This window comes from Gelria sp. Kuro-4, from assembly GCF_019668485.1.
Lineage (GTDB): Bacteria > Bacillota > DTU030 > DUMP01 > DUMP01 > DUMP01.
The window spans coordinates 2,392,784-2,418,051 of the sequence record NZ_AP024619.1; the positions used below are offsets into that span (position 1 = coordinate 2,392,784).

General features: G+C 65.0%; 25 protein-coding genes, 1 other RNA gene and 1 pseudogene. 4 read left to right on the forward strand and 23 right to left on the reverse strand.

Going from position 1 to position 25,268, the window contains the following annotated elements; translation table 11 throughout:
• Positions 1–22 precede the first annotated feature (22 nt).
• The 3 genes from K5554_RS12020 (at position 23) to K5554_RS12030 (ending at position 2,629) form a co-directional block, all read left to right on the forward strand.
• The gene (locus K5554_RS12020; RefSeq protein ID WP_221038699.1) at positions 23–928 is read left to right on the forward strand and encodes a bifunctional enoyl-CoA hydratase/phosphate acetyltransferase; all 906 of its coding nucleotides are present in this window, start codon (positions 23–25) and stop codon (positions 926–928) included.
• A 121-nt stretch (positions 929–1,049) separates the two neighbouring features.
• Positions 1,050–1,919 (forward strand): amino acid ABC transporter substrate-binding protein, encoded by an 870-nt coding sequence (locus K5554_RS12025; RefSeq protein ID WP_221038700.1) that lies wholly within the window; start codon positions 1,050–1,052, stop codon positions 1,917–1,919.
• A 59-nt stretch (positions 1,920–1,978) separates the two neighbouring features.
• Positions 1,979–2,629 carry an amino acid ABC transporter permease gene (locus K5554_RS12030; protein ID WP_305038860.1) on the forward strand — a complete coding sequence of 217 codons (651 nt, stop codon included), beginning with the start codon at positions 1,979–1,981 and terminating at the stop codon, positions 2,627–2,629.
• Between the two features lie 68 nt (positions 2,630–2,697).
• Here the strand turns inward: K5554_RS12030 and K5554_RS12035 are convergent, their stop codons facing one another.
• From K5554_RS12035 to K5554_RS12055, 6 genes and pseudogenes are all read right to left on the reverse strand, one after another.
• Positions 2,698–3,846, reverse strand: coding sequence for an aminotransferase class V-fold PLP-dependent enzyme (locus K5554_RS12035; RefSeq protein ID WP_221038701.1), 1,149 nt, complete (start codon positions 3,844–3,846; stop codon positions 2,698–2,700).
• Positions 3,833–4,120: a DUF3343 domain-containing protein gene (locus K5554_RS12040; protein WP_221038702.1), complete on the reverse strand. Its 288-nt coding sequence runs from the start codon at positions 4,118–4,120 to the stop codon at positions 3,833–3,835. The genes K5554_RS12035 and K5554_RS12040 overlap by 14 nt, the downstream gene beginning before the upstream one ends.
• A 316-nt stretch (positions 4,121–4,436) precedes the next feature.
• Positions 4,437–5,213: an acetate--CoA ligase family protein gene (locus tag K5554_RS12045; RefSeq protein ID WP_370636900.1), complete on the reverse strand. Its 777-nt coding sequence runs from the start codon at positions 5,211–5,213 to the stop codon at positions 4,437–4,439.
• The gene (locus K5554_RS14460; RefSeq protein ID WP_255565400.1) at positions 5,119–5,976 is read right to left on the reverse strand and encodes a hypothetical protein; all 858 of its coding nucleotides are present in this window, start codon (positions 5,974–5,976) and stop codon (positions 5,119–5,121) included. The genes K5554_RS12045 and K5554_RS14460 overlap by 95 nt, the downstream gene beginning before the upstream one ends.
• A gap of 104 nt (positions 5,977–6,080) precedes the next feature.
• Positions 6,081–6,272 (reverse strand): annotated as a pseudogene (locus K5554_RS14760) (4Fe-4S binding protein); the annotation flags it as partial.
• Complete coding sequence (locus K5554_RS12055) at positions 6,220–6,777, reverse strand: 2-oxoacid:acceptor oxidoreductase family protein (protein ID WP_221038705.1); 558 nt, start codon at positions 6,775–6,777, stop codon at positions 6,220–6,222. The gene K5554_RS12055 and the pseudogene K5554_RS14760, both read right to left, overlap by 53 nt.
• 218 nt (positions 6,778–6,995) lie before the next feature.
• Between K5554_RS12055 and rnpB the strand changes: the two genes are divergently transcribed.
• An RNA gene (gene rnpB / locus K5554_RS12060) (RNase P RNA component class A) lies at positions 6,996–7,343 on the forward strand.
• A gap of 218 nt (positions 7,344–7,561) precedes the next feature.
• Here the strand turns inward: rnpB and K5554_RS12065 are convergent.
• From K5554_RS12065 to K5554_RS14465, 17 genes are all read right to left on the reverse strand, one after another.
• Positions 7,562–8,671, reverse strand: coding sequence for a DUF438 domain-containing protein (locus K5554_RS12065; protein ID WP_221038706.1), 1,110 nt, complete (start codon positions 8,669–8,671; stop codon positions 7,562–7,564).
• A 52-nt stretch (positions 8,672–8,723) separates the two neighbouring features.
• Positions 8,724–9,221, reverse strand: coding sequence for an Rrf2 family transcriptional regulator (locus K5554_RS12070; RefSeq protein ID WP_221038707.1), 498 nt, complete (start codon positions 9,219–9,221; stop codon positions 8,724–8,726).
• A 303-nt stretch (positions 9,222–9,524) separates the two neighbouring features.
• Positions 9,525–9,830: a TMEM165/GDT1 family protein gene (locus K5554_RS12075; protein ID WP_221038708.1), complete on the reverse strand. Its 306-nt coding sequence runs from the start codon at positions 9,828–9,830 to the stop codon at positions 9,525–9,527.
• Positions 9,831–10,075: 245 nt separating this feature from the next.
• Positions 10,076–10,498: a ribonuclease HI family protein gene (locus K5554_RS12080; RefSeq protein WP_221038709.1), complete on the reverse strand. Its 423-nt coding sequence runs from the start codon at positions 10,496–10,498 to the stop codon at positions 10,076–10,078.
• A 1-nt stretch (position 10,499) separates the two neighbouring features.
• Entirely contained in the window at positions 10,500–11,609 is a 1,110-nt protein-coding gene (locus tag K5554_RS12085; RefSeq protein WP_221038710.1) for a Nif3-like dinuclear metal center hexameric protein, read from the reverse strand.
• Complete coding sequence (locus tag K5554_RS12090; protein ID WP_370636988.1) at positions 11,572–12,315, reverse strand: tRNA (adenine(22)-N(1))-methyltransferase TrmK; 744 nt, start codon at positions 12,313–12,315, stop codon at positions 11,572–11,574. The genes K5554_RS12085 and K5554_RS12090 overlap by 38 nt, the downstream gene beginning before the upstream one ends.
• A 13-nt stretch (positions 12,316–12,328) precedes the next feature.
• The gene (gene rpoD / locus K5554_RS12095) at positions 12,329–13,411 is read right to left on the reverse strand and encodes an RNA polymerase sigma factor RpoD (RefSeq protein ID WP_221038712.1); all 1,083 of its coding nucleotides are present in this window, start codon (positions 13,409–13,411) and stop codon (positions 12,329–12,331) included.
• The gene (dnaG, locus tag K5554_RS12100; protein WP_221038713.1) at positions 13,398–15,266 is read right to left on the reverse strand and encodes a DNA primase; all 1,869 of its coding nucleotides are present in this window, start codon (positions 15,264–15,266) and stop codon (positions 13,398–13,400) included. Before dnaG ends, rpoD begins: the two co-directional genes overlap by 14 nt.
• Positions 15,267–15,426: 160 nt before the next feature.
• On the reverse strand, positions 15,427–15,738 hold the full coding sequence (locus K5554_RS12105) for a hypothetical protein (RefSeq protein WP_221038714.1): 312 nt from the start codon (positions 15,736–15,738) through the stop codon (positions 15,427–15,429).
• A gap of 66 nt (positions 15,739–15,804) precedes the next feature.
• Positions 15,805–16,815 carry a deoxyguanosinetriphosphate triphosphohydrolase gene (locus K5554_RS12110; RefSeq protein WP_221038715.1) on the reverse strand — a complete coding sequence of 337 codons (1,011 nt, stop codon included), beginning with the start codon at positions 16,813–16,815 and terminating at the stop codon, positions 15,805–15,807.
• A gap of 60 nt (positions 16,816–16,875) precedes the next feature.
• The gene (gene ppdK / locus K5554_RS12115) at positions 16,876–19,479 is read right to left on the reverse strand and encodes a pyruvate, phosphate dikinase (RefSeq protein ID WP_370636989.1); all 2,604 of its coding nucleotides are present in this window, start codon (positions 19,477–19,479) and stop codon (positions 16,876–16,878) included.
• A gap of 38 nt (positions 19,480–19,517) precedes the next feature.
• Complete coding sequence (locus tag K5554_RS12120) at positions 19,518–20,336, reverse strand: pyruvate, water dikinase regulatory protein (RefSeq protein ID WP_221040620.1); 819 nt, start codon at positions 20,334–20,336, stop codon at positions 19,518–19,520.
• Between the two features lie 14 nt (positions 20,337–20,350).
• Positions 20,351–20,989, reverse strand: coding sequence for a helix-turn-helix transcriptional regulator (locus K5554_RS12125; RefSeq protein WP_221040621.1), 639 nt, complete (start codon positions 20,987–20,989; stop codon positions 20,351–20,353).
• 90 nt (positions 20,990–21,079) lie between these two features.
• A complete protein-coding gene (gene glyS, locus K5554_RS12130; protein ID WP_221038717.1) occupies positions 21,080–23,161 on the reverse strand; it encodes a glycine--tRNA ligase subunit beta in 2,082 nt (693 codons plus the stop codon).
• The gene (gene glyQ / locus K5554_RS12135) at positions 23,158–24,042 is read right to left on the reverse strand and encodes a glycine--tRNA ligase subunit alpha (protein WP_221038718.1); all 885 of its coding nucleotides are present in this window, start codon (positions 24,040–24,042) and stop codon (positions 23,158–23,160) included. Before glyQ ends, glyS begins: the two co-directional genes overlap by 4 nt.
• A gap of 296 nt (positions 24,043–24,338) precedes the next feature.
• Complete coding sequence (gene recO / locus K5554_RS12140; protein ID WP_221038719.1) at positions 24,339–25,091, reverse strand: DNA repair protein RecO; 753 nt, start codon at positions 25,089–25,091, stop codon at positions 24,339–24,341.
• A gap of 34 nt (positions 25,092–25,125) precedes the next feature.
• Positions 25,126–25,254, reverse strand: coding sequence for a hypothetical protein (locus K5554_RS14465; protein ID WP_255565402.1), 129 nt, complete (start codon positions 25,252–25,254; stop codon positions 25,126–25,128).
• Positions 25,255–25,268 lie beyond the last annotated feature (14 nt).

Here is a 25,268-nt window from a genome sequence, read left to right on the forward strand (position 1 = left end):
AAGAGCACAAAGGGGGAAGAGCATGTTCCGGAGTCTGAAAGAAGTAATTCACGCGGCCGGCGCAGGGGAACCCGCCCGCGTGGCGGTGGCGCAGGCGGCCGACCCGGAGGTGCTGGCCGCCGTGGCGGAGGCCCGGCGGCTGGGCCTGGCGGAAGGAGTGCTGTGCGGTGAACCGGCGGCAGTCGAGGCCGCGCTCCGGGAGATAGGCGAAGACCCGGCCCACTACAGCATCGTCCCGGCGGCCGATCCGGCGGAAAGCGCCGTCCGGGCGGTGGCCGCGGTGAACGCCGGCGAGGCCGACTTTCTCATGAAGGGGCTGCTGCCCACCGCCACCTTCCTGCACCCGGTGCTGGATAAAGAAAAGGGCCTGCGCACCGGCAGGCTCATCAGCCAGATCAGTATCTTCGACTGGGCGGAGGCGGAAAAACTCCTCTTGATCACCGACTGCGCCATTAATATCGCGCCCGACCTGAAGCAGAAGAAAGCGATCCTGGAAAACGCCCTCGCTGTAGCCCACGCTCTGGGGATAGAAGAGCCGCGGGTGGCACCCTTGGCGGCGCTGGAGTTCGTCAACCCGGATATGCCGGAGACCCTGGACGCAGCAGCCCTTGCCAAGATGGCCGACCGCGGCGAGCTCCGCGGCGCCGTCGTGGACGGCCCCCTGGCCTTGGACAACGCCGTCTCCCCGGAGGCCGCCCGCCACAAGGGCATCGGCGGGCCGGTGGCCGGCCGCGCCGATATTATCCTCACCCCGGACATGAAGACCGGCAACGTCCTGCACAAGGCACTGGTGCACTTCGCCCACTTCCGCTGCGCTGCGGCGGTGGTTGGCGCCCGCGTACCCCTGGTGATGACCTCGCGCAGTGACAGCGCCGACGCCAAGCTCTGTTCAATAGCCCTAGCCGGCCTCCTCGCCCGGCGGCGTTGACCGTTCCACACCCACCCCGGCATCAGCCGGGGTTTTTTAGCGATCAGCCCCTTGACTTTATTGCTTTAACCTATTAAAATGGTAGCATCGATGAATTACTTGAGAGGGGTTGGGGAAGAATATGAGTTTCGGCAAAAAAGCCGCGACTGCACTCCTGCTCGTTTTCCTCTTGGCTGCAGCGCTGGGTGCGGCCGGGTGCAGTAAACCGGAGCCGGCCCAACCGGCGGCGGGGCAGGGACAAGCACCCGAAGGGCAGGCCCCGGCCGCCCAAGACGCGCTGGCCCGCGTAAAGGCGGCGGGAAAACTGGTGGCCGGCCTGGACGACGCCTTTCCACCCTTCGGCTTCCGCAATGAAAAGAACGAACTGGTCGGCTTCGACATCGACCTGGGCAATGAACTGGCGCAGCGCCTCGGGGTAAAGATGGAGTGGCAGCCCACCGAGTGGTCCGGCGTAATCCCCTCCTTAAAGTCCAAGAAGTTTGACGTCATCTGGTCCGGAATGAGCATTACCGAAGAACGGAAGAAGGAGATCAACTTCAGCATACCCTACGTCGCCGGCGCCCAGATCATCATCACCAAGAGCGATAACAAGAGCATAAACGGCCGGGCGGACCTGGCGGGCAAAGTGGTCGGGACCCAGCTCGGGAGCACCGGCGAGGAAGCCGCCAAGCGCGAGCTTAAGAACGTAAAAGAACTCAAGACCTTCGACGCCTTCACCGAGGCCATCAACGACCTCAACATCGGCCGCCTGGACGCCGTGGTCATCGACGACGTCACCGCCAACTACTACCTGAAGACCCAGCCGGGCGCCTTCCGGATTGTGGACGACGTCCTCTCTTACGAACCCACCGGCATTGGGATCCGTAAGGAAGACACCACCCTGCTGGACGCCATCAACAAAGAGCTGAAAGCGATGATTGCCGACGGCACCTACGCCAAGATCTCGGAGCGCTGGTTCGGTACCGATATGTCCAAGCACCTGCCGCAGTAACAAGAAGCGGGAGGCACAAAGCGTGCCTCCCGCCGCTTGCCCCGAGGAGGAACTGAAGCGTGGATCTTTCTTTTTACATCACTTACATGCCGATACTCGCCCGTGGGGCCGTCATGACCATCGAACTCACCCTTGTCGCCACCTTCTTCGGCACCATCCTGGGCGTCATCGCCGCCCTGGGCCGCATCTCCGGCAGCAGGGTGGTCTCCAGCCTGGCCTACCTTTATACCTGGGCCATCCGGGGTACGCCGCTGCTCCTACAGCTATTCTTCATCTACTACGGCCTGCCGCAGGTGGGGATACGGCTCGACCCCTTTCCAGCCGCCGTTATCGGCATGAGCGTCTGCGCCGGAGCTTACATTGCTGAAATCGTGCGGGCCGGCATCCAGTCCATCGACAAGGGCCAGATGGAAGCAGCGCGCTCGCTCGGCATGACCTACTTCCAGGCCATGCTCTACGTCGTCCTGCCGCAGGCGTACCGCCGCCTGATTCCTCCCATGGGCAACGAAATCATCGCCCTGACGAAGGACTCTTCCCTGGTCTCCACCCTGGCCATGGTGGAACTTTTGCGGACGGCCAAGCAGATCGACGCCGCCACGCTCCGCTCCATGGAGGCTTACATCGCGGCCGGGCTATACTACCTGGCCATCACCACCGGGCTCACCGTGCTCTTCGACCACGTGGAAAAAAGGCTGGCCGTCTACGAATAAGACGGGCGGCCGGTTGTTGGGGCAGAGCTCTAAGGCTGCGTTCAGAATCCAAAGGTGAGCCTGTACGGCTACACCAGGGCGGCGACGGCCTGGACGGCCTGGTCGACTTCTTCTTCGGTATTGAAATAACCGAGGCTGAAGCGGACGGTGCCTTCAGGGAAGGTGCCGATGGCCTTGTGGGCCAGGGGGGCACACTGCAGGCCCGGGCGCGACATGATGCCGAATTGGCGGTCGAGGTACGCCGCCACCTCGGCGTTGTCGTGCCCTGCCAGGGTGAAGGAGAGCACCGCCACCCGCCGCGTAAGGTCCGGACTGCCGTAAAGCTTCACCCCGGCAATTTCTGCCAAGCCCGTATGCAGGCGCGCAAAGAGCGCCTGCTCTTTTTGTTGGATGGCCGCCACGCCGGTACCGAGGATGAAGTCCAGGGCGGCGTTCAGTCCGGCCAAGCCGGGCGTGTTGGGCGTGCCGGCCTCCAGGTGATCGGGGTAAAAGTCCGGCTGGGTGGTAAGCTCCGAACGGCTCCCGGTGCCGCCCTCGCGCCAGGGAGCGAGCTCCAGGCCCGGGCGCACGTAGAGGCCGCCCGTGCCCATGGGGCCGAGGAGCCCCTTGTGCCCGGCAAAGGCGAGAAGGTCGATTCCCAGCCGCCGGACATCGAGCGGCAGCACCCCGGCCGTCTGGGCCGCATCCACCAGAAAGAGCGTCCCCCTTTCACGCGCAACGGCGCCGATCTCAGCCAAGGGGGTTATGCTGCCGATGACGTTGGAGGCATGCGTGACGGCGATGAGCCGGGTCTTGGGACGCACCGCCTTCGCAAAGTCCGCCGGGTCCAGCTCACCCGCCGGGCTCGCCGGCACCGCGGTGTAATCGATGACGCCCCGCTCCCTGAGCCCTTCCAGCGGGCGCAGGATGGAGTTGTGCTCCAGGGCGCTCGTTACCACGTGGTCGCCTGGTCTCAGCACCCCTTTGAGGGCCATGTTCAGGGCATCGGTACAGTTGAGGGTAAAAACGATGCGGTCGGGTGCGGGCGCCCGCAAGAGCTGCGCCAGCTTCTCCCGCGTCTCGGTGAGGATGCGGCCCGCGTTGAGCGAGCATTCGTGGCCGGAACGGCCCGGGTTGGCCCCGATGTTCACCATAAACTCCTCCACCGCCCGGTACACCGCCTCCGGCTTCGGCCAGGTGGTGGCGGCGTTATCGAAGTAGATCTTAGGCTTCGCCATCCCGCTCCCCTTCCTTCGCCGCCAGCAGCCAGGCCCAGCGCCGTGCCGCCTCCGGTGCCAGGACGTGCAGCCCCTCCGCCTCCACACCGCAGGCGGCAAGGAGGGCCTGCGCCTCTTCCACGGCGTCTTTCGGCCCCAGCCAGGCCAGGCCGCAGCTGGCAGTGATCTCGCGCGGCGCCGGGACCAAGTCCCCGGCTACGCCCTTGTCTTTCAAGCACTTTTCCGCCCTGAGGGCGGCGTGTGTCGAGGAAAAAGTGAGTACGGCAACCTTCACTCTGCCTGCCTCCCCCGGTCGCTCCGGTTGGTGGCCGGAACCCGCGCCGGCCGCTTCCAGTCTTCTCCCTTGCCAATTATTATAAAGCGCCGGGGAGGGACAAAATCATAGGCCTTTCTTATCATGCCCGCTGTGGCCGATAAGCAAACTTTATTATCCGCCGACCGTCGCCAATCAACCTCTCTCTTCAGCGCGAGGAGCCTCTTGTGGACACGCGAAGCCCCGGGCGCAGCCTGTGCGCTCCGGGGCTTCGCGCTGCTTTGCATCGTCCGCCGCTACCGGCAAGGCAGGATAACGTCGGCCGCTTCCGTACCTACTAAAGAATGATTCGGGCGTCCAGGGCGAAAGCCCCCTGGGCATACACCCGCACTGGGTTGAGGTCGATCTCCCGGATGGTCGGCACCTGAGTGACGGCCTCACCCACCCGCACGATCAGTTCTTCTAAAGCCGCCACGTCGCAGGCCACCTGGCCGCGGGTCCCGGTAAGAAGCGGGTAGAGCTTGAGCTCCGCCAGCATGGCGTGTGCCTCCGCCCGCGTTAAAGGAGCGACGCGGAAGCTCACGTCCTTCAACACCTCAACGAAGATGCCGCCGAAGCCCACCAGCACCACAGGCCCGAACTGCGGGTCGCGCGTGGCGCCGATGATAAGCTCCGCACCGGGGGCCGCCTGGGGCGTCACCAGTACGCCCACCACCTGAGCTCCCGGCGCTTTCGCCTCCGCTGCCGCCAGGATGTCGCTGAAGGCCGCCCGCACCTCGGCGGCCGAGGTCAGGTTCACCTTCACCCCGCCCACGTCGCTCTTGTGCACAATCTCGGGGGCCACCACCTTGAGCACCACCGGGTAGCCCAGCTTGTCCGCCGCCCGGACGGCTTCATCGGCATTGCGGGCCAGCTCGGCCGGGCCAAAGGGCACCCCAAAGGCACCCAGCACCACCCGCGCCTCCGGCTCCGTTACGTTCCGTCCCTCCTGCTGCGCAGGGGCCAGCGCCGCCTCCGCTTCAGCCCGGGCCGTTGCCGCTGCCGGGACGACTGCGGTTCTGTCCTGTACGGCCAGCTTTTTGAGGAACTGCCCCCGCCGAACCATATTCACCATGGCACGGGCGGCCCGCGGAGCGCCCGAAGTGTCGGCCAAACTCCTGGCCCAACTTGAGTAGGAGCGCCAAAGCCTGGTCGAGCGCCAGCTTATGCTGGTTTTTGATCTCGGTGAAGACGGCGGCCGAGGTGAGCTGGTTGACCGTCATGGGCTGGTCGGGATCGAGAAAGACCGGTCCGCGCCGGTAAGGCGGTAAGAAGTCATCGGCTTCTTCCTGCTCTGGTACGCTCACCGCTTCGGTGGCATGAGAGACGTAAAACCCATCCAGGCAGACCATGGCCGGCAGGCGCACCGCCTCGGCCAAGCGGTAGCCCAGCAGGACGAAGTCCAACGCCTCCTGGCAATTCTCGGCGTAAAGCTGGATCCACCCCATGTCGCGCTCGGCCATGCTGTCCGAGTGGTCGGTCTGCAGCGACCAGGGGCTGGGGAGCGCGCGGTTGGCCACCGCCATCACGATGGGCAGCCGGTTCCCGGCGGCCACTCCCACCACCTCGTGCATCAGGGCCAGGCCGGCCCCTGCTGTCGCCGTAAAGACCCGCGTGCCCACCAGCGCCGCGCCCACCACGGCGCTCAGGGCTGAATGCTCGGACTCCACAGCGATGTAGCGGGCGTCGGCCAGCTTCCCTTCCGCAATGAAGTCGGCGACGCGCTCCACAATGGGCGTCTGCGGGGTGATGGGGTAAGCCGCCACCACCTGCGGCCGGGCCAGGCGCACGCCCTCGGCCACCGCCGCATCGCCGTCCAAGGCTCTGACCTTAGCCACGTGCATTCCCCTCCTCCACCATCCTGAGGGCCTGTCGGGGGCAGACAGCCCTTGCAGTAGGTGTAATCGATCTGCGCCGGCCGCCCGATGGTGATGATGCCCACCGGGCAGTAACGGCTGCAGAGGCCACAGCCGCTGCAGCGCTCCGCATCCACCACGGGACGCTCCAGGCGCCAGGCACCCGTCTCGGTATCGGCGAAGCCCGTGGCGTAGATACCACCACGTGGCAACAGGCCACCTGCACTATTTTTCATCGACGATCGTCCTTTCGTAGGCCGCCCGGGCACAGGCAGCATTCTTCTCGCCCTTGCGGCCAGGCATGAATTCCTCAAGCGCCGCCGCGACGGCGTCGATCCCTACCCAACCCGTGGTGCGCGCCAGGGCACCCAACATGGCCGCATTGGGCGGCACGCGACCCAGGATTTCCTGCGTGACCTGCCAAGCATCCACCACGCCCACCCGGGCGAAGCGCGCGGCCTGAGGTACCTCCGCTGCTGTCAGGTGGCTGTTGCCGACCAGAATACTGCCCGGCTTAATACCTTCCGCCGGATCAATACCCAGTTCGGTAACGAAGAAGTCAAAAACCACCACGGCGTCCGGCGTGTAGACATAAGTGTGGCTGCCGATGGGCCGGTCCGCCAGGCGGGCAAAGGTAAAAACAGGCGCCCCCTTGCGCTCCTGGCCGAAGCTCGGGATAGCCTGCGCGTACTTGCCCTCAGCGATGGCGGCGGCCACCAGGACCTTGGCCGCCGTCACCGCGCCCTGCCCGCCGCGGCTGAGAATCCTAAGTTCTTTCAGCATATGGAAAGCACCGACTTGAAACGCTGCAGCAAGAGGTGGGTGGAAACCTTGACCACACCTGGGATGTTGTAGACGTGCTCGCGCAGGAAGACGGCCAACCGAAAAAAGCCGTCGCCGCTACGATCCCGGCTGAATCCCTCATCCTTGACAAGGCAGCAAAAGCATGTTAGTATAAAGATCCCGGCACGGCGAGCGGCCGGGACGACAAGTGTATACGGTGAGCAGGCCGGATGGCCGCGGGCGCAGCGCCGCAAGGCCGCGCCTGAGGAAAGTCCGGGCTCCGCAGGGCAGGGTGCTGGCTAACGGCCAGTGGGGGCGACCCTAAGGAAAGTGCCACAGAAATGAAGACCGCCGCGCCGGCGGCAAGGATGCAACGGTGAGGTAAGAGCTCACCAGCGGCCAGGCGACTGGCCGGCTAGGTAAACCCCACCCGGAGCAAGACCTAGTAGGGGAAGGATGAGGTCGCCCGCCGACTTCCCGGGAAGGTCGCACGAGGCGTCAGGCAACTGGCGTCCTAGATAGATGGTCATCTTCAACAGAACCCGGCTTACAGGCCTGCTCATGCGTAAAAAAAGCCCGCGTGGGCTTTATAAAGTGAATGGCGAGCCCCGGTAAGCGCACTGCTTCCCGGGGCTTTTTCTTGGTGCACCGCTGCCACGGAATACCAAGTTCCTCGCTGCCTGTTTCCTGGAACCGACTGATACGGGTGAAGAACTGAGAAGGTAGGCAGAACACCAAACGACCGCCGTGAAGCCCCCGGGCGGTCGTTTCTGTAGTTCTATGCTTAGTGTTGTGGTGCGGGGTTCGGCGTCTTCACCACCAGGACGCTGAAGGTATCGTCTGGCGCGGCCTTAAGGCCGTGGGGGATGTCCTTGGGGCTGAAGACGAGGTCGCCGGCGGAAACGGCCGCGCTGTCAGCGCCGATGCTCACCTGCCCCCGGCCGGCCTGGACGTAGAAGAAGACATCCACCGGGGTCTGGTGGGCCGGAAGCTCCTGGCCGGGTTCAAGGAGCACGTTGGTCACCGCCACCGCCGGCTCTTCCAGTACACGGCGGATCTTGGGGCCGCGCGGTGAGGTGAGGAGGGGCAGCTCCGCCAGGTGGAGCACCTTAAGGCCGCCCGTGCGCTCGGCCGCCCCCGATGTCTCGCCTTTCAGGTAGCCCGGCGTGAAGCAGCAGTAACCGATGTTGTCCGACTCTTCCTTGATCCTTGCCCAGACTTCCTGTTCAGGAATGGCCTTAAGGGCAGCGGGATAGAGGATGGTGTTTTCCTTGAAGATGTGGTCGCGCAGGTTGAAGATGATGTACTCCGCCGTTCCCTTGAGGTCGTGTTTGAACGCGGCGTAGTCCATCCTCTCCACCCGGGCGGCCAGCTCCAGAAGGTGCTTTTTCTTCGCCCTGAGGGCGGTGTGCTCCAGGCGCATCACCCGCGGCGGCCCGGTGATGCCGCGCCGCTCGAGTTCGGGAAAGAGGGCGTCTTCCTCGCGGGCGTGGTGCTTTTCGGCCTCCACCAGCTCAGCGGCCAGCCGCTTGAGCCGCTCAAAGTCCTCGTTCTCCCGCTCCCAGGCAGCAAGCGCCACCAGGCGCGCTGCAACCTCCTCCAGCTTCGTTAGAAACCCCAGGATCTCATCGTGCTCCGAAACCAGGGTGTGGAGGGGATGCCCGGGACCGGTTCTGAGCTTGATTCGCTTGAGCTCGTCGCTCAAAGCCTCGATGTGGGCCGCACACAGGCCGCGCAGCTCCTCCGGGGTCATGCCCTCCTCAAGCAGCCTCTGTTCCGCCAGCGACAGCTCTACCGGATCGATATCCGCCAAGACGCGCCGTGCCTCTTCCTTGCTGACTTCCTTCGCATTGATTCGCTGTAACAGCTCCGCCAACTTCTTGGTGGCATCCATTTCCAGTCCTCCTTATTGCTCGTCGGCCTTATAGCTGGAAATAAACCCCCTTTCACTTCCGCCGGGCCGAATCACCTCCGTCCCTTTGATCCACTGCTCCCTTAACGCCATTTCCCTCCGCCGCTTCCGGCTTCCGGTACATCCCCGCTACGACTCGGGCGGCCAGATCGGCCATGGTATAGCGCCGGAAGACAGCCTCCAGCGCCGCTTGGGCTTCCTGCCACACCGGGTACAGGGGACAGCTCGCGGTGAGCCGGCAGGAGGGGTCGGCAAAGAGACAGCCCTTGATGGAAAAGCCCCCTTCGGCCAGGTCGATCACCTGGGCCACCGCGATCCGCCTGGGGTCTACGGCCAAGCGGATGCCTCCCTTCGGACCACGGCTGGTTTCCACCCACCCCACCCGTCCGAGTTCGGCTACGATCTGGGGCATGTACTTGGGGGGTATGTCCTGGCTGACGGCGATCTCTCGAGAAGTTAGATAACCCTCACCCTGCCGCCGGGTCAAGGCAATCAGGGTTTTGAGAAAGTACTCTGCCTTGTTCCCGATCATTCTCTCCCACCCTTGTATATTACTAAGTAACTTACTTATATTATGACTGGAAAGCTTATCCTTGTCAATAGTCCCTATCTCCCGCGCGCAAACTTTTCTGCGCTGACCCTCAACACCCTGAAACATGCGGTCCCAAGCAGCAGACACAAAAATGAAACGGCCGGGTTTACACGTGACCGCGCGTGGTTGGGACGCTCGGAGCAGGAAAAGCAAGTGCCGTCAGCCCTTTCCCTGCCCCGCACATACCACCACGGGGCTCAGAAGCGCTTTGGTGGCCGAACGAGGGCCGCCGCTGCGCCGTTTTCATTTCAGGAGGCCAAAGACGTGCCGCACCGCCGGGGCGGCCTGCCAGAGAACGCCCACCCCCATGATGATGAAGAGCAGGCCGGCGGCCAGCTGCACGTACTGCGCGGGGACGTAGCGGGTGATCAGGCTCCCGAAGAAAGCGCCCAGGAAGGTGACCAGGACGAGCGCCGCCGAGGCGCCGAAGAAGATGGGCCACGGTGCGTGGTGCTGGGTGGCCAGGGTGAAGACCGCCAGCTGCGTCTTATCCCCCAGCTCCGCCAGGAAAAGAAGTGAAAAAGCGACGCCGAAGAGCTTCCAGTTCATTTTTCTCCCTCCCGACAAAAAAGACCCCTGTTTACAGCCGCTGCTCTGCGGCCGCAACAAAGGTCTGGCTCTCAAGGCTGCGCCTCGTCCGCCCGGCGGGTGCAAACGCACCAGCATGTCGCCCGGGTGGTGCAGATGGTTCTGCGAGCTACTCCCCTCAGCTGTATTCAGCTCCAAGCTCAGTTTAGCACCGACCCCTGGAAAAAGTCAATGCTTTTGCCCGCCCCTTACATTTTTTCCTGCCGCTAGGAAAGCTTCCCGGGGGCAAGCTTCGTCTGGTCCAGCGCCCAGTTGGCCAAGGCATCGGCGCGGGCGTTTTCTTTTCGGGGTACGTGAGCGATGGAAAAGCTGGTAAAGTCCTTAAGCTCGGCCATAACCGCCGCGTGCAGCGGCACTAGGTTAGGGTGCCGCACCCGGTACTGGCCGTTCACCTGCCGCACCAGAAGCTCGGAATCGGCGCGAATCCCCACGCTGTCGGCGCCAAGGCGCCGGGCCTCCTGCAGCGCCCTGAGCAGCGCCCGGTACTCGGCCACGTTGTTGGTGGTTTCGCCGATATACTCGCCCAGCTCCGCCAGGGTGGTTCCCGCTTCGTCCTGAATGACGATCCCGATCCCGGCCGGTCCCGGGTTGCCGCGGGCGGCGCCGTCGGTATGCAGGATGAGCTTCATCTCAGCAGAACCTCCGTTCCGGCGGGGCAAGGTAGGCACTGACCTGAACGCCCTCTGCCGCCAGCCTTTCTTTCAGGTGCGCCGTCAGCGCCGTTATTACCGGGTTTTCCGTGCCGGCATGACCGGCATCGATGACGGCCAGCCTGCCCAACCGCGCCGCCTGGGCCTCATGGTACTTTACGTCCCCCGTCACCAGCACGTCGGCACCTGCGGCCCGGGCGCGCCCGGCCAGCGAGGCGCCGCTGCCGCCGCACACCGCCACGCGACGCACCGGCTGCCCGCCGTCGCCGCTATACCAGAGCCCCGCGAGGTCCAGGGCCTCTTTCACCTGCTGCGCGAACGCAGCCAGCGGCAGCGCCTCGGCAAGTTCCCCCACCCGTCCTAAGCCGTAGGTCTGCCCCGCGCGGGCCAGGGGGTAAACGTCATAGGCCACTTCTTCGTAGGGGTGGGCCTTGAGCATACGGCTTACGGCCTCACCCAGCTTGGGCGCGGGAACGATGGTTTCCAGTCGGACCTCGTGCACGCGCTCCAACACTCCCTGCCGGCCGATGAAGGGGTTCGTTCCTTCCAGGGGAAGGAATGTCCCTGTCCCTTCCACCTGAAAGCTGCAGTGGCTGTAGTTCCCGATCCAGCCCGCCCCTGCCGCCGTAAGCGCCCGGTGCACGGCGTCCACGTGCTCGGGCGGCACGAACGTAACGATCTTGTACAGTTTCTCCGCTTCCCGCGGCGCCAGCACCTCCACCTTCTCCAGGCCGAGGCGCGCCGCCAGCACGTCCGAGGTCCCACCCGGGGCGTTGTCCAGGTTGGTGTGGGCGCTGTAGACAGCGATGCCTGCGTTTAAAAAGGCCGCCGCCAGGGCCTCTTCGGGGAGGTCCAGGCGCAGGTGTTTGAGCGGCCGGAAAACGAGCGGGTGATGGGTAACGACGAGCTCCGCCCCCAGCTCCCTGGCCCGCTCCAGGACGGCCGGCGCAGGGTCCAGGGCCACCAACACGCTCTTTACCAGGCGGCGCGGGTCGCCCAGCTGCCACCCGGGGTTGTCCCACTCCTCGGCCAGCCGGCGCGGCGCCAGCTCCTCAACGATGCCCGCCACATGGGCTGCTGCCACCGGCATCCAGTAACTCCTCCCACGCCCGCACGCGCTCTAGCGCCAGGCGCGCCCGCGCCCGCCCGGCAGCGCTGCAGGCTGCTTTTTCGATGCGCGCGTAGATTCTTCGCTCGCGGGCGATACGCATTTCAAGATATGGTTTAAGGAGCGGGTCCGGGCGTGCCACCAGGAGCGGCCCGACGGCCAGGAGCGCCTCCGGGTACGCCGGCATCGGCCCCGGCTCCGCCGCCATGATGACATAGAAGCGCTGCCTCTCCCGCGCCAGAACTTCATTCGCCAGCCGGAAGCCATCCGCAGCGAGCCGGCGCCGCAGCTCCTCGGCGTGGCGCATGGGCTGCAGGAGCAGCAGTTCGGCCGCTCGGGCCGCCGCATAACCTTCGGCCAGGATCTGGGCGATGCTGAGCCCTCCCAGACCGGCCAGCACCAGAACCGCCGCTTCCCCGGGCCTAAGCGTGCTGAGCCCGGAGCCGCGGCGCAGAGCGATGCGTTCACTGAGCCCTGCCGCCGCCACCGCCGCCCGCGCCTTGGCCAGGGAGGCCGGGCTGACGTCGGTGGCAATGGCCCGCGGCGCCCGCCCGCTCCCCACCAAGTGGATGGGGAGCAGGGCATGGTCGGTACCGATATCCGCCACCACGCGCCCGGGCGGCACCAGGTTCGCCAGGGCCAGGAGGCGCGGGGGTAAAGCGGGTGTATTTAAAGCACAAGGCAGGATCTTTTCACCTGCCTCAGTCCAGAAAGTCCTTCAGCCGTTTGCTGCGGCTGGGATGGCGGAGCTTGCGCAGCGCCTTGGCCTCAATCTGGCGGATGCGTTCGCGGGTGACGCCGAAGGTCTGGCCCACCTCTTCCAGCGTGCGGGCCCGGCCGTCTTCCAGGCCGAAGCGCAGCCTCAGCACCTTCTTTTCCCGGGGCGTCAACGTCTCCAGCACCTCTTCCAGCTGCTCCCTAAGGAGCGAAAACGACGCTGCGTCCGCCGGGGAAGGCGCCTCCTGGTCCTCGATGAAGTCACCCAGGTGGCTGTCCTCTTCCTCGCCGATGGGCGTCTCCAGGGACACCGGTTCTTGGGCGATCTTCATGATCTCGCGCACCCGGTCCACGCTGATGCCCATCTCCTCGGCGATCTCTTCCGGCAGCGGGTCGCGCCCGAGCTCCTGCAGCAGCTGCCTTTGCACCCGCACCAGGCGGTTGATGGTCTCCACCATGTGCACCGGTATGCGTATGGTGCGTGCCTGGTCCGCGATGGCCCGGGTGATGGCCTGGCGGATCCACCAGGTGGCGTAGGTGCTGAACTTGTAGCCCTTACGGTAGTCGAACTTTTCAACGGCCTTCAGGAGACCGAGGTTGCCTTCCTGAATGAGATCCAAGAAGAGCATTCCGCGCCCGACGTACCTCTTGGCGATGCTTACTACCAGCCTGAGGTTGGCCTCGGCGAGCCGCCGTTTCGCCTCCAGGTCGCCCCGTTCGATGCGCTTGGCCAGCTCGATCTCCTCTTCGGGGGTGAGAAGAGGCACGCGGCCAATCTCCTTCAGGTACATACGCACCGGGTCATCAATGGCCACGCCTTCCGGCATAGACAAATCCAGTTCTTCCGTCGCCGGCTCGGCCAGGGGCTCGCTGGGGCCGCCTTCATCCACCACTTCAATCCCGGCTTCCGCCAGGGTACCGTAGACGCGGTCGATCTGCTCGGCGTCAAGCTCTACGTTTTGCAGGGCATCCATGATCTCCGTGTAGGTCAGGCTTCCCCGCTTCTTGCCCTTTTTCAGCAGTTCGGCCAGGCCATCGATGGCTGGTAGATCATCATTTTTCGGCACGTCTCGTCCCCCCTTCCTTCCGGCCGCCTGTGGGGAAAGTCATTTGGCTCGGTTGCTTCAAACGGTTGGCCTCACGTAAGAGATCGTTCAGCCTACGTATTAGATTCGCGCTCTCTTCGTTTTTCCCTGCTCTGTTAAGAGAAATTATTTCTTTTCTCAGCCGGCCGATTTCCTGCTCCAAAAAGAGGCGTTGGAGAAAGCGCAGGTAATCGGCCAGGAGTCCCTCTGTTTCGCCGACCGGAGCAGGCCGCACGGCAACTTGGGCCAGGCACTCCCGGGCCGCTTGATCGGGCAGCCGCCGGCTGATCTCAGGCAAAGAGAAATCCGTGCTCCCCTCTTGGTACAAGTTCAAGAGAGCCCTCAAAACCACCGCCGGGGGGGTTTCCCCCAAGCCGCCCGGCGGCAGCGCGGCCGCAATCGCCGGCCGCGTCTCAGGCGCAAAAACAAACAGCTGTACCAGGCCGGTTAGGGCTGCGGCCGCGGCCTGCCCTGCCGCCGGCACCAGCGAGGGCCTGCCCGCGCGGCCGCCTGCCGGCGGGCGCCCCTCTGCCGACGGCGCGCGAGCTGCACGCCGAATTTCTGCCGCTAGCGCTTCCATCCTAAGTCCCAGGTCCTGGGCCACCCTTCTGGTATACTCTTCCCTTTCCACAGCGCTCTCTATACCTGCCAGCACCGGGGCCATCCCCTGGGCGACGGCCACGCGCCCTTCCAGGGTGTCTTTCCCGTGCCGGGCCAGGAGCCGCTGGTAGTGGTAGTCCGGCAGCGGCAGGGCCGCCGCCACCAGGGCGGCGAAGGCCTCCTTTCCTTCGCTGTGCAGGAACTCATCCGGGTCTTTGCCCACCGGCACCTTGAGCACCCGGACCCGGCAACCGGCCGCCCGCGTGAGCTCCAGGCCCCGTACGGTGGCCGCCTGGCCGGCGGCATCGGCATCGTAGCCGATGTAAACGTTGTTGCTGAAGCGCTTGAGCAGTTCCACCTGGTCCCGGGTGAGGGCGGTACCTAAGGAAGCCACCGCCCAGGTGAAGCCGTACTGGTGGCAGGTGAGCGCGTCCAGGTAGCCCTCCACCACCAGCACCCGGTCCTCCTTTTCAATGCTGCTCCGCGCCCGCTCCAGCGCGTAGAGGGTGCGCCCCTTGCTGTATACGGGCGTCTCCGGGGAATTAAGGTACTTGGGCTCCCCTGGTCCCAGCACCCGCCCACCGAAGGCGCAGACGCGCCCCCGCAAATCGCGGATGGGGAACATCAGGCGGCCGCGGAAACGGTCGTACGCCCCGTCGCCCTGGGGCCGCGGGACGGCCAGGCCGGCGCGCACCGCTGTGGCGGCCGATACGCCCCGGCTCTTCAGATGGCTGAGGAGGCCCTCCCAGGCCGGCGGCGCATACCCCAGGCCGAAATCTTCCGCCACCTCCAGCGTTACCCCGCGGCGCGCCAGGTACTCCCGGGCGGCCTCGCCACCGGGGCGCGTGAGCTGGGCACGGAAATACTCCGCCGCCAAAGCGTTGGCGTAGTACAGCTCGTCGCGTTCCTCCTGGCGCCGCTCTTCCCGGCGCGACCGCGCCGGGAGCGGCAGGTGGGCGCGCTCGGCCAGCAGCCGCACCGCCTCCGGGAAGTCCACCTTCTCGCGCTGCCGGACGAACTCAAAAACATCGCCGCCCACGTTGCAGCCGAAGCAATAGAACATCTGCTTTTCCCGGTTGACGTTAAAGGAGGGGGTGTCCTCGTTATGAAAGGGGCACAGCCCGACGAAGTTGTGCCCCACCTTTTTCAGGCGTACATAATCGCTCACTACCGCCACGATGTCGTTCGCCGCCCGCACCTGGGCGATGAACTCGGCAGGAAACATCTTACCGGCCATTTTCCTTTCCCCCTACCGCCTCTTACTCTTCGGCAGGGAAAAGGAATTTCCTGCTTGCGCCAACGAAAAAGCGCCACGGCGGCGCCCGCTGGGGTGCCTGCGCGGCGCTGGGTCCTCCTCCCTCTAACTGCCATTATCTCCCACCCGGCCCGAAAATATTCTAGCCCGGGTTCGGGTTGACCCGCGTAAAGCTGACACAGCGCCGGCAGTAGCTAAGGTCCGGCAGAATGATGTCATAGAGGCCGCAGCGCAGGATGATCACGCTCTCCCCGCCGTTGAAGAAACGCTTGCCGGGCTCCAAATACAGGCAATGCTCCCCGGCTGAAAGAGCAGGGATGATGCAGCCACCGCAGGCCCACTCCTCCTCTATCTCGGACGCCGTGAGGTCTACCTCACCGGCCAGGCAGCGGTAGCGCACCTCTTCGCCCTCTTCCGGCGGCGTGGGAATCCGGAAGCTGCAAGCGTTCCCCACGGTGAGCCCCCCTTTCGCGCCCTCTCTCATCTAAACCCATTCTATGGGCACGGCCGGGGGAATATGTCAGTCCCAAAAAAGGCTCCGGCCCCAGGACTGAGGGAGAAAACAGCGGAGAAACTCAGAACGGGCGTAGCGGTCCGTCATGCCGGCGATGTAGTCGCAGGCCGCGCGGGCGGTGTCGCCCCCGGCCAGCCGGGTGTACTCGTCCGGCAGTTCGTCGGGGTGCGCCAAAAAATGCCGGTAGAGCTCGCCGATGAGGCGGCGCGCCTTGGCGTCTTCACTCTTGGCCCGTGAACCCACGTAAACATGGGCGAACAGGAACTGGCGCAGCTTGTCCGTGGCGGCGCCCACCTCCTCGCTCATCGTGATGCGCCCGGCGGCGCGGCTGGCGGCGATGAGGTCGCACACCATGGTGTTGATGCGCCGGCTGTGCGTCCGCCCCAGCAGCGCCAGGACGTCCTGGGGCAGCTCAGCCGCGCTGATGATCCCGGCGCGGACGGCGTCGTCGATGTCGTGGTTAATGTAGGCAATGCGGTCGGCCCGCCGTACGATGTTTCCTTCCAGGGTCGCCGGCTCCACCGGTCCGGTGTGGTGTGCGATGCCGTCACGCACCTCCCAGGTGAGGTTGAGCCCGCCGTCCTGCTCCAGCACGTCCACCACGCGCAGGCTCTGTTCATTGTGGCGGAAGCCGCCGGGAAAGACGGCATTCAATGCCTCTTCGCCCGTGTGGCCGAAGGGGGTGTGCCCCAGGTCGTGCCCGAGGGCGATTGCTTCGGTAAGGTCCTCATTGAGGCGCAGGGCCCGGGCCACAGTGCGGGCGATCTGAGCCACCTCCAGGGTGTGGGTGAGGCGCGTGCGGTAGTGGTCGCCCTCGGGCGAGATGAAGACCTGGGTTTTGTGCTTCAGGCGGCGGAAGGCCTTGGAGTGGATGATGCGGTCGCGGTCGCGCTGGAACGCGGTGCGCACCGGGCATTCGGGCTCGGGCCGCACCCGCCCGCGGCTTTTTCGGCTGAGGACGGCCAGCGGCGAAAGTTCCCTTTCCTCCCGCGCCTCGGTTTCTTCGCGAATCAGCACCCTTCTTTCCCCCCACCCAAGGTATGTATGCCCGCGCCGGGGCGCGGGCGAAAGGCTGCGCTACTTTTTCTTGTTCACGAGCTCGGCGCGGGCAGCGGCCAGGCGCGCGATGGGCACACGGAAGGGCGAGCAGCTCACGTAGTTGAAGCCCGTGCGGTGGCAGAAGTCGATGGAACTGGGCTCGCCGCCGTGCTCGCCGCAGATCCCGACCTTGAGCTCCGGATTCACGCTGCGCCCCTTCTGGACACCCAGGGCGATGAGCTGGCCCAGGCCCTCCTGGTCCAGCACGGCGAAGGGGTTCTCCGGCAGGATCTTCTTGTCGATGTACTGGGGCAGGAACTTGCCCTCGGCGTCGTCGCGGCTGAAGCCGAAGGTGGTCTGGGTGAGGTCGTTTGTGCCGAAGGAAAAGAACTCGGCATGCTCCGCGATCTTGTCCGCCACCAGGCAGGCCCGCGGGAGCTCGATCATGGTTCCGACCTTGTACTCAAACTCCACGCCGTCGCGCGCCTTCGTCTCCTCCGCCACGCGCACCACCATCTCGCGCAGCATCTCCAGCTCCTTGGGCATGCCGACGAGCGGGATCATCACCTCGGGCAGCACCTTGACGCCTTCTCGGACCAGCTGGCTGACGGCGTTAAAGATGGCCTGCGCCTGCATTTCATACACCTCGGGCCAGGTGATGCCGAGGCGGCAGCCGCGGTGGCCGAGCATGGGGTTAAACTCCTTCATGGCCCGCACCTGGCGCAGGAGTTCTTTTTTCTCGGCCAAGAGTTTGGGGTTCTCGCCGGTAACCTCAAGGCGCGTGACGTCCACCAGGAGCTCTTCTTCCTTGGGCAGGAACTCATGCAGCGGGGGATCGAGCAGGCGGATGGTAACCGGCAGGCCCTCCATGGCCTTGAGGATGCCGTAGAAATCGCTCTGCTGGATGGGCAGCAGCTTGGCCAGCGCTTCTTCGCGCTCTTCCCTGCTCTCCGCCAAGATCATCTGCTGGACGATGGGGAGGCGGTCCACCTCCATGAACATGTGCTCCGTGCGGCAGAGGCCGATGCCCTCGGCGCCGAAGCGGCGGGCCTGCACGGCATCCCGCGGGTAGTCAGCGTTGGCCCGCACACCCAGGGTGCGGATCTCATCGGCCCACTTGAGGATGGTCTCGAAGTCGCCGGAGAGCTCCGGCTCAATGAGCGGGGCCGCGCCCAGGATGACCTGGCCGGTCGCCCCGTCGATGGTGATGACATCGTTCTTTTTGACCTCGCGGCCGTTCACCCGGAAAACCTCAGCCAGAGGATCGATCTTGATGGCCTCGCAGCCGCACACGGCGGGTTTGCCCATACCGCGGGCCACCACCGCGGCGTGGCTGGTCATGCCGCCGCGGCTGGTGAGCACGCCGCGGGCGGGGATGATGCCATGGATGTCGTCTGGGGTGGTCTCGGTGCGCACCAAGATCACGGCCTCGCCTTCGTTCCCGCGCTTTTCCGCCTCGTCGGCGCTGAAGACCACCTTACCGGTGGCCGCTCCCGGAGAAGCCGGCAGGCCTTCCGCGACAACCTCAACCTTAGCGTTGGGATCGATCCGCCGGTGCATCAGCTGCACGAGCTGGGCGGGATCCACGCGCAGGATGGCCTCTTCCTTGGTGATTCTGCCCTCGCTCACCATGTCCACGGCGATCTTCACCGCGGCGGCCGCCGTGCGCTTGCCGCTCCGCGTCTGCAGGATGTAGAGCTTGCCTTCCTGAATGGTGAATTCGATATCCTGTACATCGCGATAGTGGTTCTCCAGCAGCTCGGCCACTTGTTTAAACTGTTCGTACACACCCGGCATATCGTTTTTCAGGTTGGTAATGGGCTGCGGCGTGCGGATGCCGGCCACCACGTCTTCGCCTTGGGCGTTCACCAGGTACTCGCCGTAAAGGACCTTCTCGCCTGTGGCCGGGTTGCGCGTAAAGGCCACGCCGGTACCAGAGGTGTTGCCCATGTTGCCAAAAACCATGGTCTGGATGTTGACGGCCGTCCCTAGGTCGTCCGGGATCTTGTTCACCCGCCGGTACACCTTGGCCCGGTCGTTGTTCCAGGAAGCGAACACGGCGCGCACCGCAGCAAAAAGCTGGGCGTACGGGTCCTGGGGGAAATCTTCGCCCACCGCTTCGCGATAGATGGCCTTAAAGCGCCGGACCAGTTCCTGCAGCGCCGCCGCGTCCAGGTCGGTATCAAGCCGGGCGTTTTTTTCTCGTTTAAGCTCTTCCATGGCGTGCTCAAACTTCTCACCCGGTACCTTCATGGCCACGTCGCCAAACATCTGGATGAAGCGGCGGTAGCAGTCCCAGGCGAAGCGCTCATTGCCCGTCTTGGCCGCCAGGCCTGCCACACTGGTGTCGGTAAGGCCCAGGTTGAGGATGGTATCCATCATGCCGGGCATGGAAATGGGCGCCCCGGAGCGCACGGAAACCAGGAGCGGGTCCTTGTCGTCGCCGAAGGTCTTTTGCATGGCCTGTTCCAAGTCCCGCATCCCCTGCCGGATTTCGTCCTCTAAACCGGCCGGAAACTTTTCCCCCTGGCGGTAAAACTCTTTGCACGTCTCTGTGGTAATGGTAATCCCGGGCGGCACCGGCAGCCCGATGCGGGTCATCTCCGCCAGGCCGGCGCCTTTGCCACCCAGGAGGCTCTTCATCCCGGCGTTGCCCTCGCGAAAAGCGTAGACGAACTTGGTCACAGGTTATCCCCCTTTTTCAGAAGTTGCATAATCTTGGTGGCAATCTCCTCAACCGCCATGTTGGTTACATCCAAGACCTGGCACCTTAGTCTGGCCATGATCTCCTCTGCATATGCCACCTCCTTTTCAATGCGGCCGGTGCTGGCATAATCCGCGTTGCCCTCGAGGCCCATGGTGCGCAGGCGCTCCTGGCGAATCTCCACCAGCTTGGCGGGAGAGATGGTAAGGCCGATGATCTTCTCCGGCGGCAACTGGAACAGCTCCTCCGGCGGGGCCACGCCCAGCACCAGCGGCAGGTTCGCGCTGCGGACCTTCTGGTGGGCCAGGTACAGGGAAAGAGGTGTCTTGGAAGTGCGCGAGACGCCAATGAGCACCACGTCGGCCCGGAAGAGACCCCGCGGGTCTTTACCGTTGTCGAAGCGCACCGCAAACTCAATGGCCTCCATGCGGTCGAAGTATTCTTCGTCCAGGCGGTGCACGAGGCCGGGTTTAAGCTGCGGCGCTCCCGGCATGATCCCCTCCAGGGCGCCCAGAATAGGTCCCATAATGTCCACAGCCTTAAGGCCCAGTCGCGCCGCCCCCGCTGCCAGGGCGCGCCTCAGCTCGGGCAGGACAAAGGTATAAGCCAGCACGCAGTTCGTTCCTGCGGCCTCCTGGAGCACCTCCTCCACCTGCGCCGCTTCGGTGACGAAGGGCACCCGCCTTATCTTCGCCCCTTGGGAGTTGAACTGGCTGAGCGCCGCCCGCACCACCAGCTCGGCAGTCTCGCCCAAGGAGTCCGAGAGAATAAAAACGACCGGCTGTTCTTCCTTGATCTTTACTCCCCCCTTTACAGGATCCTCTCACCCAGCTCGTAAAAGAGCTTGGTGATGGTAGTCTTGCTGATCCTGCCCAACACTTCCTGGCCTTTGCCGCCCCCTGGCTGCGCACGCGCCCGCACCACCGGCAGCACCTCCACCTGGTGGGCGAGAAGCTTGCCGGCCGCACTGAACACGCTCTCTTCCGGCCCTACCGTGGTCACCTGGGGAACGCGCGTCATAATGGCTCCCACCGGGACGGTGCTCAAATCAGCCTGGCCCAGGCTCAGGCGCAGGATATCCTGCCGCGACACCACACCCGTGAGCAACCCCGCCTCATCCACCACAAACACGGTACCGGTGTCCTCCAGCATCATGGTCACCAGAGCATCGTAGGCGGAAGCCCCCTGATTCACCACCACGGGTACCGCCTTCACGTCCCCCACCGTCAACCGGCGCAGCTCCGCCAGGGTCTCGCCTTCGCCCTGTCCCGCGTAAGAATAACCCACCCGCGGTTTGGCCTCCAGAATACCGGCCATGGTCAGGATGGTCAAGTCCGGGCGCAGGGTGGCCCGGGTCACCTGCAGGCGGCTGGCAACCTCTTCCCCGGTTATCGGGCCTTCGGCTTTAACGATCTCCACAATCTTCTTCTGCCGCGGGCTGAGCTGGATGATAGATCACCCTCTTTCCGCAGAAGGCAGGGGCCGGCTCGTTTACAGTATTCTTCCCCAAAAGGAGAATTCCTGCCGTGTCCAGATACGTCAGTCGGCCACCAGCCGACCGAAGTCCGCCACCATGAGGCCCAGGTCGCGGACGGCTTTGAGCAGCGCCAGGCGGTTGGCGCGCACCGCCGGGTCGGGCGCCATCACCAGAACGTCGGTAAAGAAGCGGTCCACCGGTCCCGCCAGGCGCGCCAGCTCCTTAAGCGCCGCCGGGTAATTCTCCGCCTTGATCAGGGCCGGCAGGGCCCGGGCCCGCTCCTGGTAGCCGGCAAAAAGCTCCTTCTCCGCGTCCTCGGTAAAGAGCTCGGGGCGCACCGCTGCTTCGCCCGCCTGGCGCGCCAGGTTCCCGGCCCGGGTGAAGGCGGTGAGGAGCGCCCCGAAGAAGGCCTCATGCCGCAGCCGCGTCAGGGCTTCCGCCCGCCGGTAGGCCTGGGCGGGATAGTCCGGCGCCGCCGCCAATACGGCGTCCACCACGTCGTAGCGCAGGCCGCGGTCCTCCAGGGCAATGCGCAGGCGCCCGGTGAGGAACTCCAGTACCTCCGCTGTAACCTCCGCGGCCGGCCGGGGCAACAGCCGCTGCTTTGTATACAGCTGGGCCGCCGTGCGCACCAGTTCGCTGAGCGAGAGGTCGAGCTCGCCCTCCAGCATGATGTTGATGCACCCGCCGGCCAGGCGCCGCAACCCATAGGGATCCTGCGACCCGGTGGGTGTAAGCCCGACGCCGAAGCAGCCCACGATCGTGTCCAGTTTATCGGCCAAAGCGAGCAGCGAACCGGCGATGGTGGCCGGCAGCTCATCGCCGGCGAAGCGCGGCAGGTACTGCTCGGCGATGGCCTGGGCCACGCTGGCGTGCTCGCCGGAGAGGAGGGCGTACTCCCGTCCCATAATCCCCTGCAGCTCCGGAAACTCGTACACCATGTTGGTGGTGAGATCGGCCTTTGCCAGGTGCGCCGCCCGGGCAACAAAGCCGGCCGCCGCACCGTCCAGGCCCGCCCGGCCGGCCAGGTGGCCGGCGAGGGCCTCGAGCCGCTGCGTCTTATCATACAGAGTGCCTAGATTCTCCTGGAACACAATGTGCTTCAAGCGTTCCACCCGCTCCGCCAAGGCCACCCGCTTGTCCTCTTCGAAGAAGAAGCGGGCGTCCGCCAGGCGGGCACGCAGCACCTTCTCATTGCCCGCCCGCACGGTGTTGAGGTGCGCGGCGGTACCGTTGCGCACGGCGATGAAGTAGGGCAGAAGCTCGCCTTCCGGGTTGACCACGGGGAAGTACCGCTGGTGGTCTTTCATCGGGGTCACCACCACTTCCGAGGGAAGCTCCAGGTACTGGGGAGCGAAAGAGCCCCGGAGGGCCGTGGGGTATTCCACCAGGAAGGTCACCTCGGTGAGCAGCTCGTCCGAAAAGAGCACGCGGCCCCCCACTTCCTTGGCCAGCTGCTCACCCTGGGCCCGGATGCGCGCGCGCCGCTCCTCCGGGGAAAGCACCACGTACGCGTGCTCCAGCCGCGCGAAGTAGTCGTCCGGGTCGGTGATGCGAAATGGGCCGGGCGCAAGGAACCGGTGGCCGTAAGTGAAGCGGTCGCTCCTCAGGCCGTCCAGGTCAAACTCCACCACCTCATCGCCGAAGAGGGCCAAAAGCCAGCGGATAGGCCGCACGAAGCGCAGCTCACCGCTTCCCCAGCGCATGGGCCGCGGAAAGGAGAGGGAGCGCACCAGGTCGGGCAGAAGCTCCGCCAGCACCTGGAGGGTGGGCCGGCCGGCTTCCCGCTTGGTGGCAAAAACGTAACTGCCGCCATCCACCTGGCGTACCTGAAGGTCCGCCAGCGCCACGCCCTGACTGCGGGCAAAGCCCTCGGCCGCCTGGGTGGGTTTACCGTCCGGCGTAAAGGCCGTCTTCTCCGGCGGCCCCTTCACCTCATAGGTGCGGGCCGCTGTTTCCTCCGCCAGGCCGCGCACCACAAGCACCAGGCGGCGGGGGGTGCCGTAGGTGTTAAGCTCGCTGATGTCCAGGCGGGCAGCCCGGAGCCGCTCCTGGGCCAGCGACCCGAGGGCCGCCAGGGTGTCCGGCATCAGGCGGGCCGGGATCTCTTCACACCCGATTTCCAAGACAAGGTCGCGGCTCATAGCGCCGCCTCCTTCCGCTTAAGGAGTGGGAAGCCCAGTTTCTCGCGTTGGGCCACATAGGCCTGGGCGCACTCGCGGGCCAGCACGCGGACCCGCCCGATGAAACTTGTCCTTTCGGTCACGCTGATCGCCCCCCGGGCATCCAGGAGGTTAAAGGTGTGCGAGCACTTGAGGATGTAATCGTAGGCCGGAAGAACCAGCTCCTTCTTGAGGAGCCTTTGGGCGGTGCGCTCGTAGGTATCAAACAGCATGAAGAGCGTTTCCGGGTCGGACTCTTCAAAGTTGTAGCGGGAGTGCTCCACCTCGAACTGGTGGAAGACATCGCCGTAGGTAATGCCCCCCACCCACTCCACAGCGAACACGTTGTCCTTCTTCTGGATGAACATGGCCAGGCGTTCCAGCCCGTAGGTGATCTCGGCCGCCACCGGCCGGGCATCCAGGCCGCCCACCTGCTGGAAGTAGGTAAACTGCGTTACCTCCATCCCGTCCAGCCACACCTCCCAACCCAGGCCCCAGGCACCCAGGGTGGGCGATTCCCAGTTGTCCTCAACAAAGCGGATGTCGTGCTCCAGGGGGTCGATCCCCAGGGCCCGGAGGCTTTCCAGGTAGAGGTCCTGGATGTTGTCCGGGGAGGGCTTCATGATCACTTGGAACTGGTGGTGCTGGTAGAGACGGTTCGGATTCTCGCCGTAGCGGCCGTCCGTCGGCCGGCGCGAAGGCTCCACATAGGCCACGTTCCAGGGCTCGGGCCCCAGGGTACGGAGAAAAGTGGCCGGGTTCATGGTGCCGGCGCCCTTTTCCACATCGTACGGCTGCTGCAGGATGCAGTTTTGAGCCGCCCAGAACTCTTCGAGTTTGAGGATGATCTCCTGAAAGTTCAAGCCTTGACCTCCTTTGCTTGTCCTTGGGAGGATAAAAAATAAGCCCCCTCCCCGCAAAACCAGGGACGAGACTTCTCCCGCGGTTCCACCCTGTTTGGCCGGGACGAGCCGGCCCCCTTACTCCGTGCGTGCCGCCATACTCCGGGGCCCCCCAGCCGGCTCGCCTGCAGGTTTGCACCCCTCCCTGCTCTCTTCGAGGCCTACCCCGGCTGCTTTCCCCATCCTCGCCTCCGGCCCGCGCCGACTATATCAAGGTTACTGTAGCAAATCCTGGCCCGCCTGTCAACTTCTCCTTTTCAGCGGCCCTGCGCCTGGACCAGGGCCAAAAACGCCGCTGCGTTCACGTCGCGCCCAAGCTGAGCGCGCAGCAACGCCCGGGCGACGCACCCCAGCTCGGCCCGGGCCGCCGGTGTGAGATGCAAAAGCTCCAGGCGGGTAAGCGGCGCCCGGGCCAGGTAGCGCAGCGCCGCCAGCGTGTCGCCCCGCAGCGGGAGTGCGTCGCAGTCGGCCGGCCGGCACCTCCGGCAGAGCACCCCACCCAAAGCAGGGCTCATGGCGGCGCCTTCGCCGGGCGCGGCGCCGCAGCGGACACACGCGTCCAGTTCCGGGGCGTAGCCCAGGCGGGTGAGCAAACCCAGTTCAAAGGCGCGCACCGCCAGCTCCAGGTCGCGCCCCACCGCCAGGAGGTGGAGCACCGCCAGGAGGAAAGGAAAGAGATCGCCGCGCGGCTCTTCTTCCTCCGTTAGGCGGTCCAGCACCTCCAGGCAGTAGGCACCGGCCGCCGTACGCTCCAGCTCCTCGCGCAGAGCGCGGTACGACTCCAGGATCTCGCACTGGCTGATGGTGTCGAGTCCGTCGTTGGCAAAAAGGAGATAGCTGCCGTAGGTGAACACCTCCGCTCCCGCCCGCAGGCGGTTGCGCGGGCGGCGCGCTCCTCGGGCCACGGCGCGCACCTTACCGCGTTCGCTCGAGTAAAGCGTGACTATCTTATCGGCTTCACCCAGGTTCTGGCTCTTGATCACCACCGCGTTCAAGTTGTAAAGGGGCATCGTCTTCTTCTCCTAACTTTGCCTTACCAGGCCGCTATGAGATCTTTTCCTCCGGTTCACCGTTTACGCCTCCGTTTTCCAGCCGGCGGTAAAGAAGGTAGAGGCCGATTCTTCCGGTGTGCCAGAAATACTCCCAGAGTATATCCTTCAGCTCCTGCTGCATCCCATCCACCCCTT

Bases quoted from the DNA above. Each gene is read 5' to 3' on its own strand.
- K5554_RS12020 (WP_221038699.1), top strand. From the start codon at position 23: ATGTTCCGGAGTCTGAAAGAAGTAATTCACGCGGCCGGCGCAGGGGAA.
- K5554_RS12025 (WP_221038700.1), top strand. From the start codon at position 1,050: ATGAGTTTCGGCAAAAAAGCCGCGACTGCACTCCTGCTCGTTTTCCTC.
- K5554_RS12035 (WP_221038701.1), bottom strand. From the start codon at position 3,846: ATGGCGAAGCCTAAGATCTACTTCGATAACGCCGCCACCACCTGGCCG.
- K5554_RS12045 (WP_370636900.1), bottom strand. From the start codon at position 5,213: ATGGTGAATATGGTTCGGCGGGGGCAGTTCCTCAAAAAGCTGGCCGTA.
- K5554_RS12055 (WP_221038705.1), bottom strand. From the start codon at position 6,777: ATGCTGAAAGAACTTAGGATTCTCAGCCGCGGCGGGCAGGGCGCGGTG.
- K5554_RS12065 (WP_221038706.1), bottom strand. From the start codon at position 8,671: ATGGATGCCACCAAGAAGTTGGCGGAGCTGTTACAGCGAATCAATGCG.
- K5554_RS12070 (WP_221038707.1), bottom strand. From the start codon at position 9,221: ATGATCGGGAACAAGGCAGAGTACTTTCTCAAAACCCTGATTGCCTTG.
- K5554_RS12075 (WP_221038708.1), bottom strand. From the start codon at position 9,830: ATGAACTGGAAGCTCTTCGGCGTCGCTTTTTCACTTCTTTTCCTGGCG.
- K5554_RS12080 (WP_221038709.1), bottom strand. From the start codon at position 10,498: ATGAAGCTCATCCTGCATACCGACGGCGCCGCCCGCGGCAACCCGGGA.
- K5554_RS12085 (WP_221038710.1), bottom strand. From the start codon at position 11,609: ATGCCGGTGGCAGCAGCCCATGTGGCGGGCATCGTTGAGGAGCTGGCG.
- dnaG (WP_221038713.1), bottom strand. From the start codon at position 15,266: ATGGCCGGTAAGATGTTTCCTGCCGAGTTCATCGCCCAGGTGCGGGCG.
- ppdK (WP_370636989.1), bottom strand. From the start codon at position 19,479: ATGAAGAGCCTCCTGGGTGGCAAAGGCGCCGGCCTGGCGGAGATGACC.
- glyS (WP_221038717.1), bottom strand. From the start codon at position 23,161: ATGAGCCGCGACCTTGTCTTGGAAATCGGGTGTGAAGAGATCCCGGCC.
- recO (WP_221038719.1), bottom strand. From the start codon at position 25,091: ATGCCCCTTTACAACTTGAACGCGGTGGTGATCAAGAGCCAGAACCTG.
- K5554_RS14465 (WP_255565402.1), bottom strand. From the start codon at position 25,254: ATGCAGCAGGAGCTGAAGGATATACTCTGGGAGTATTTCTGGCACACC.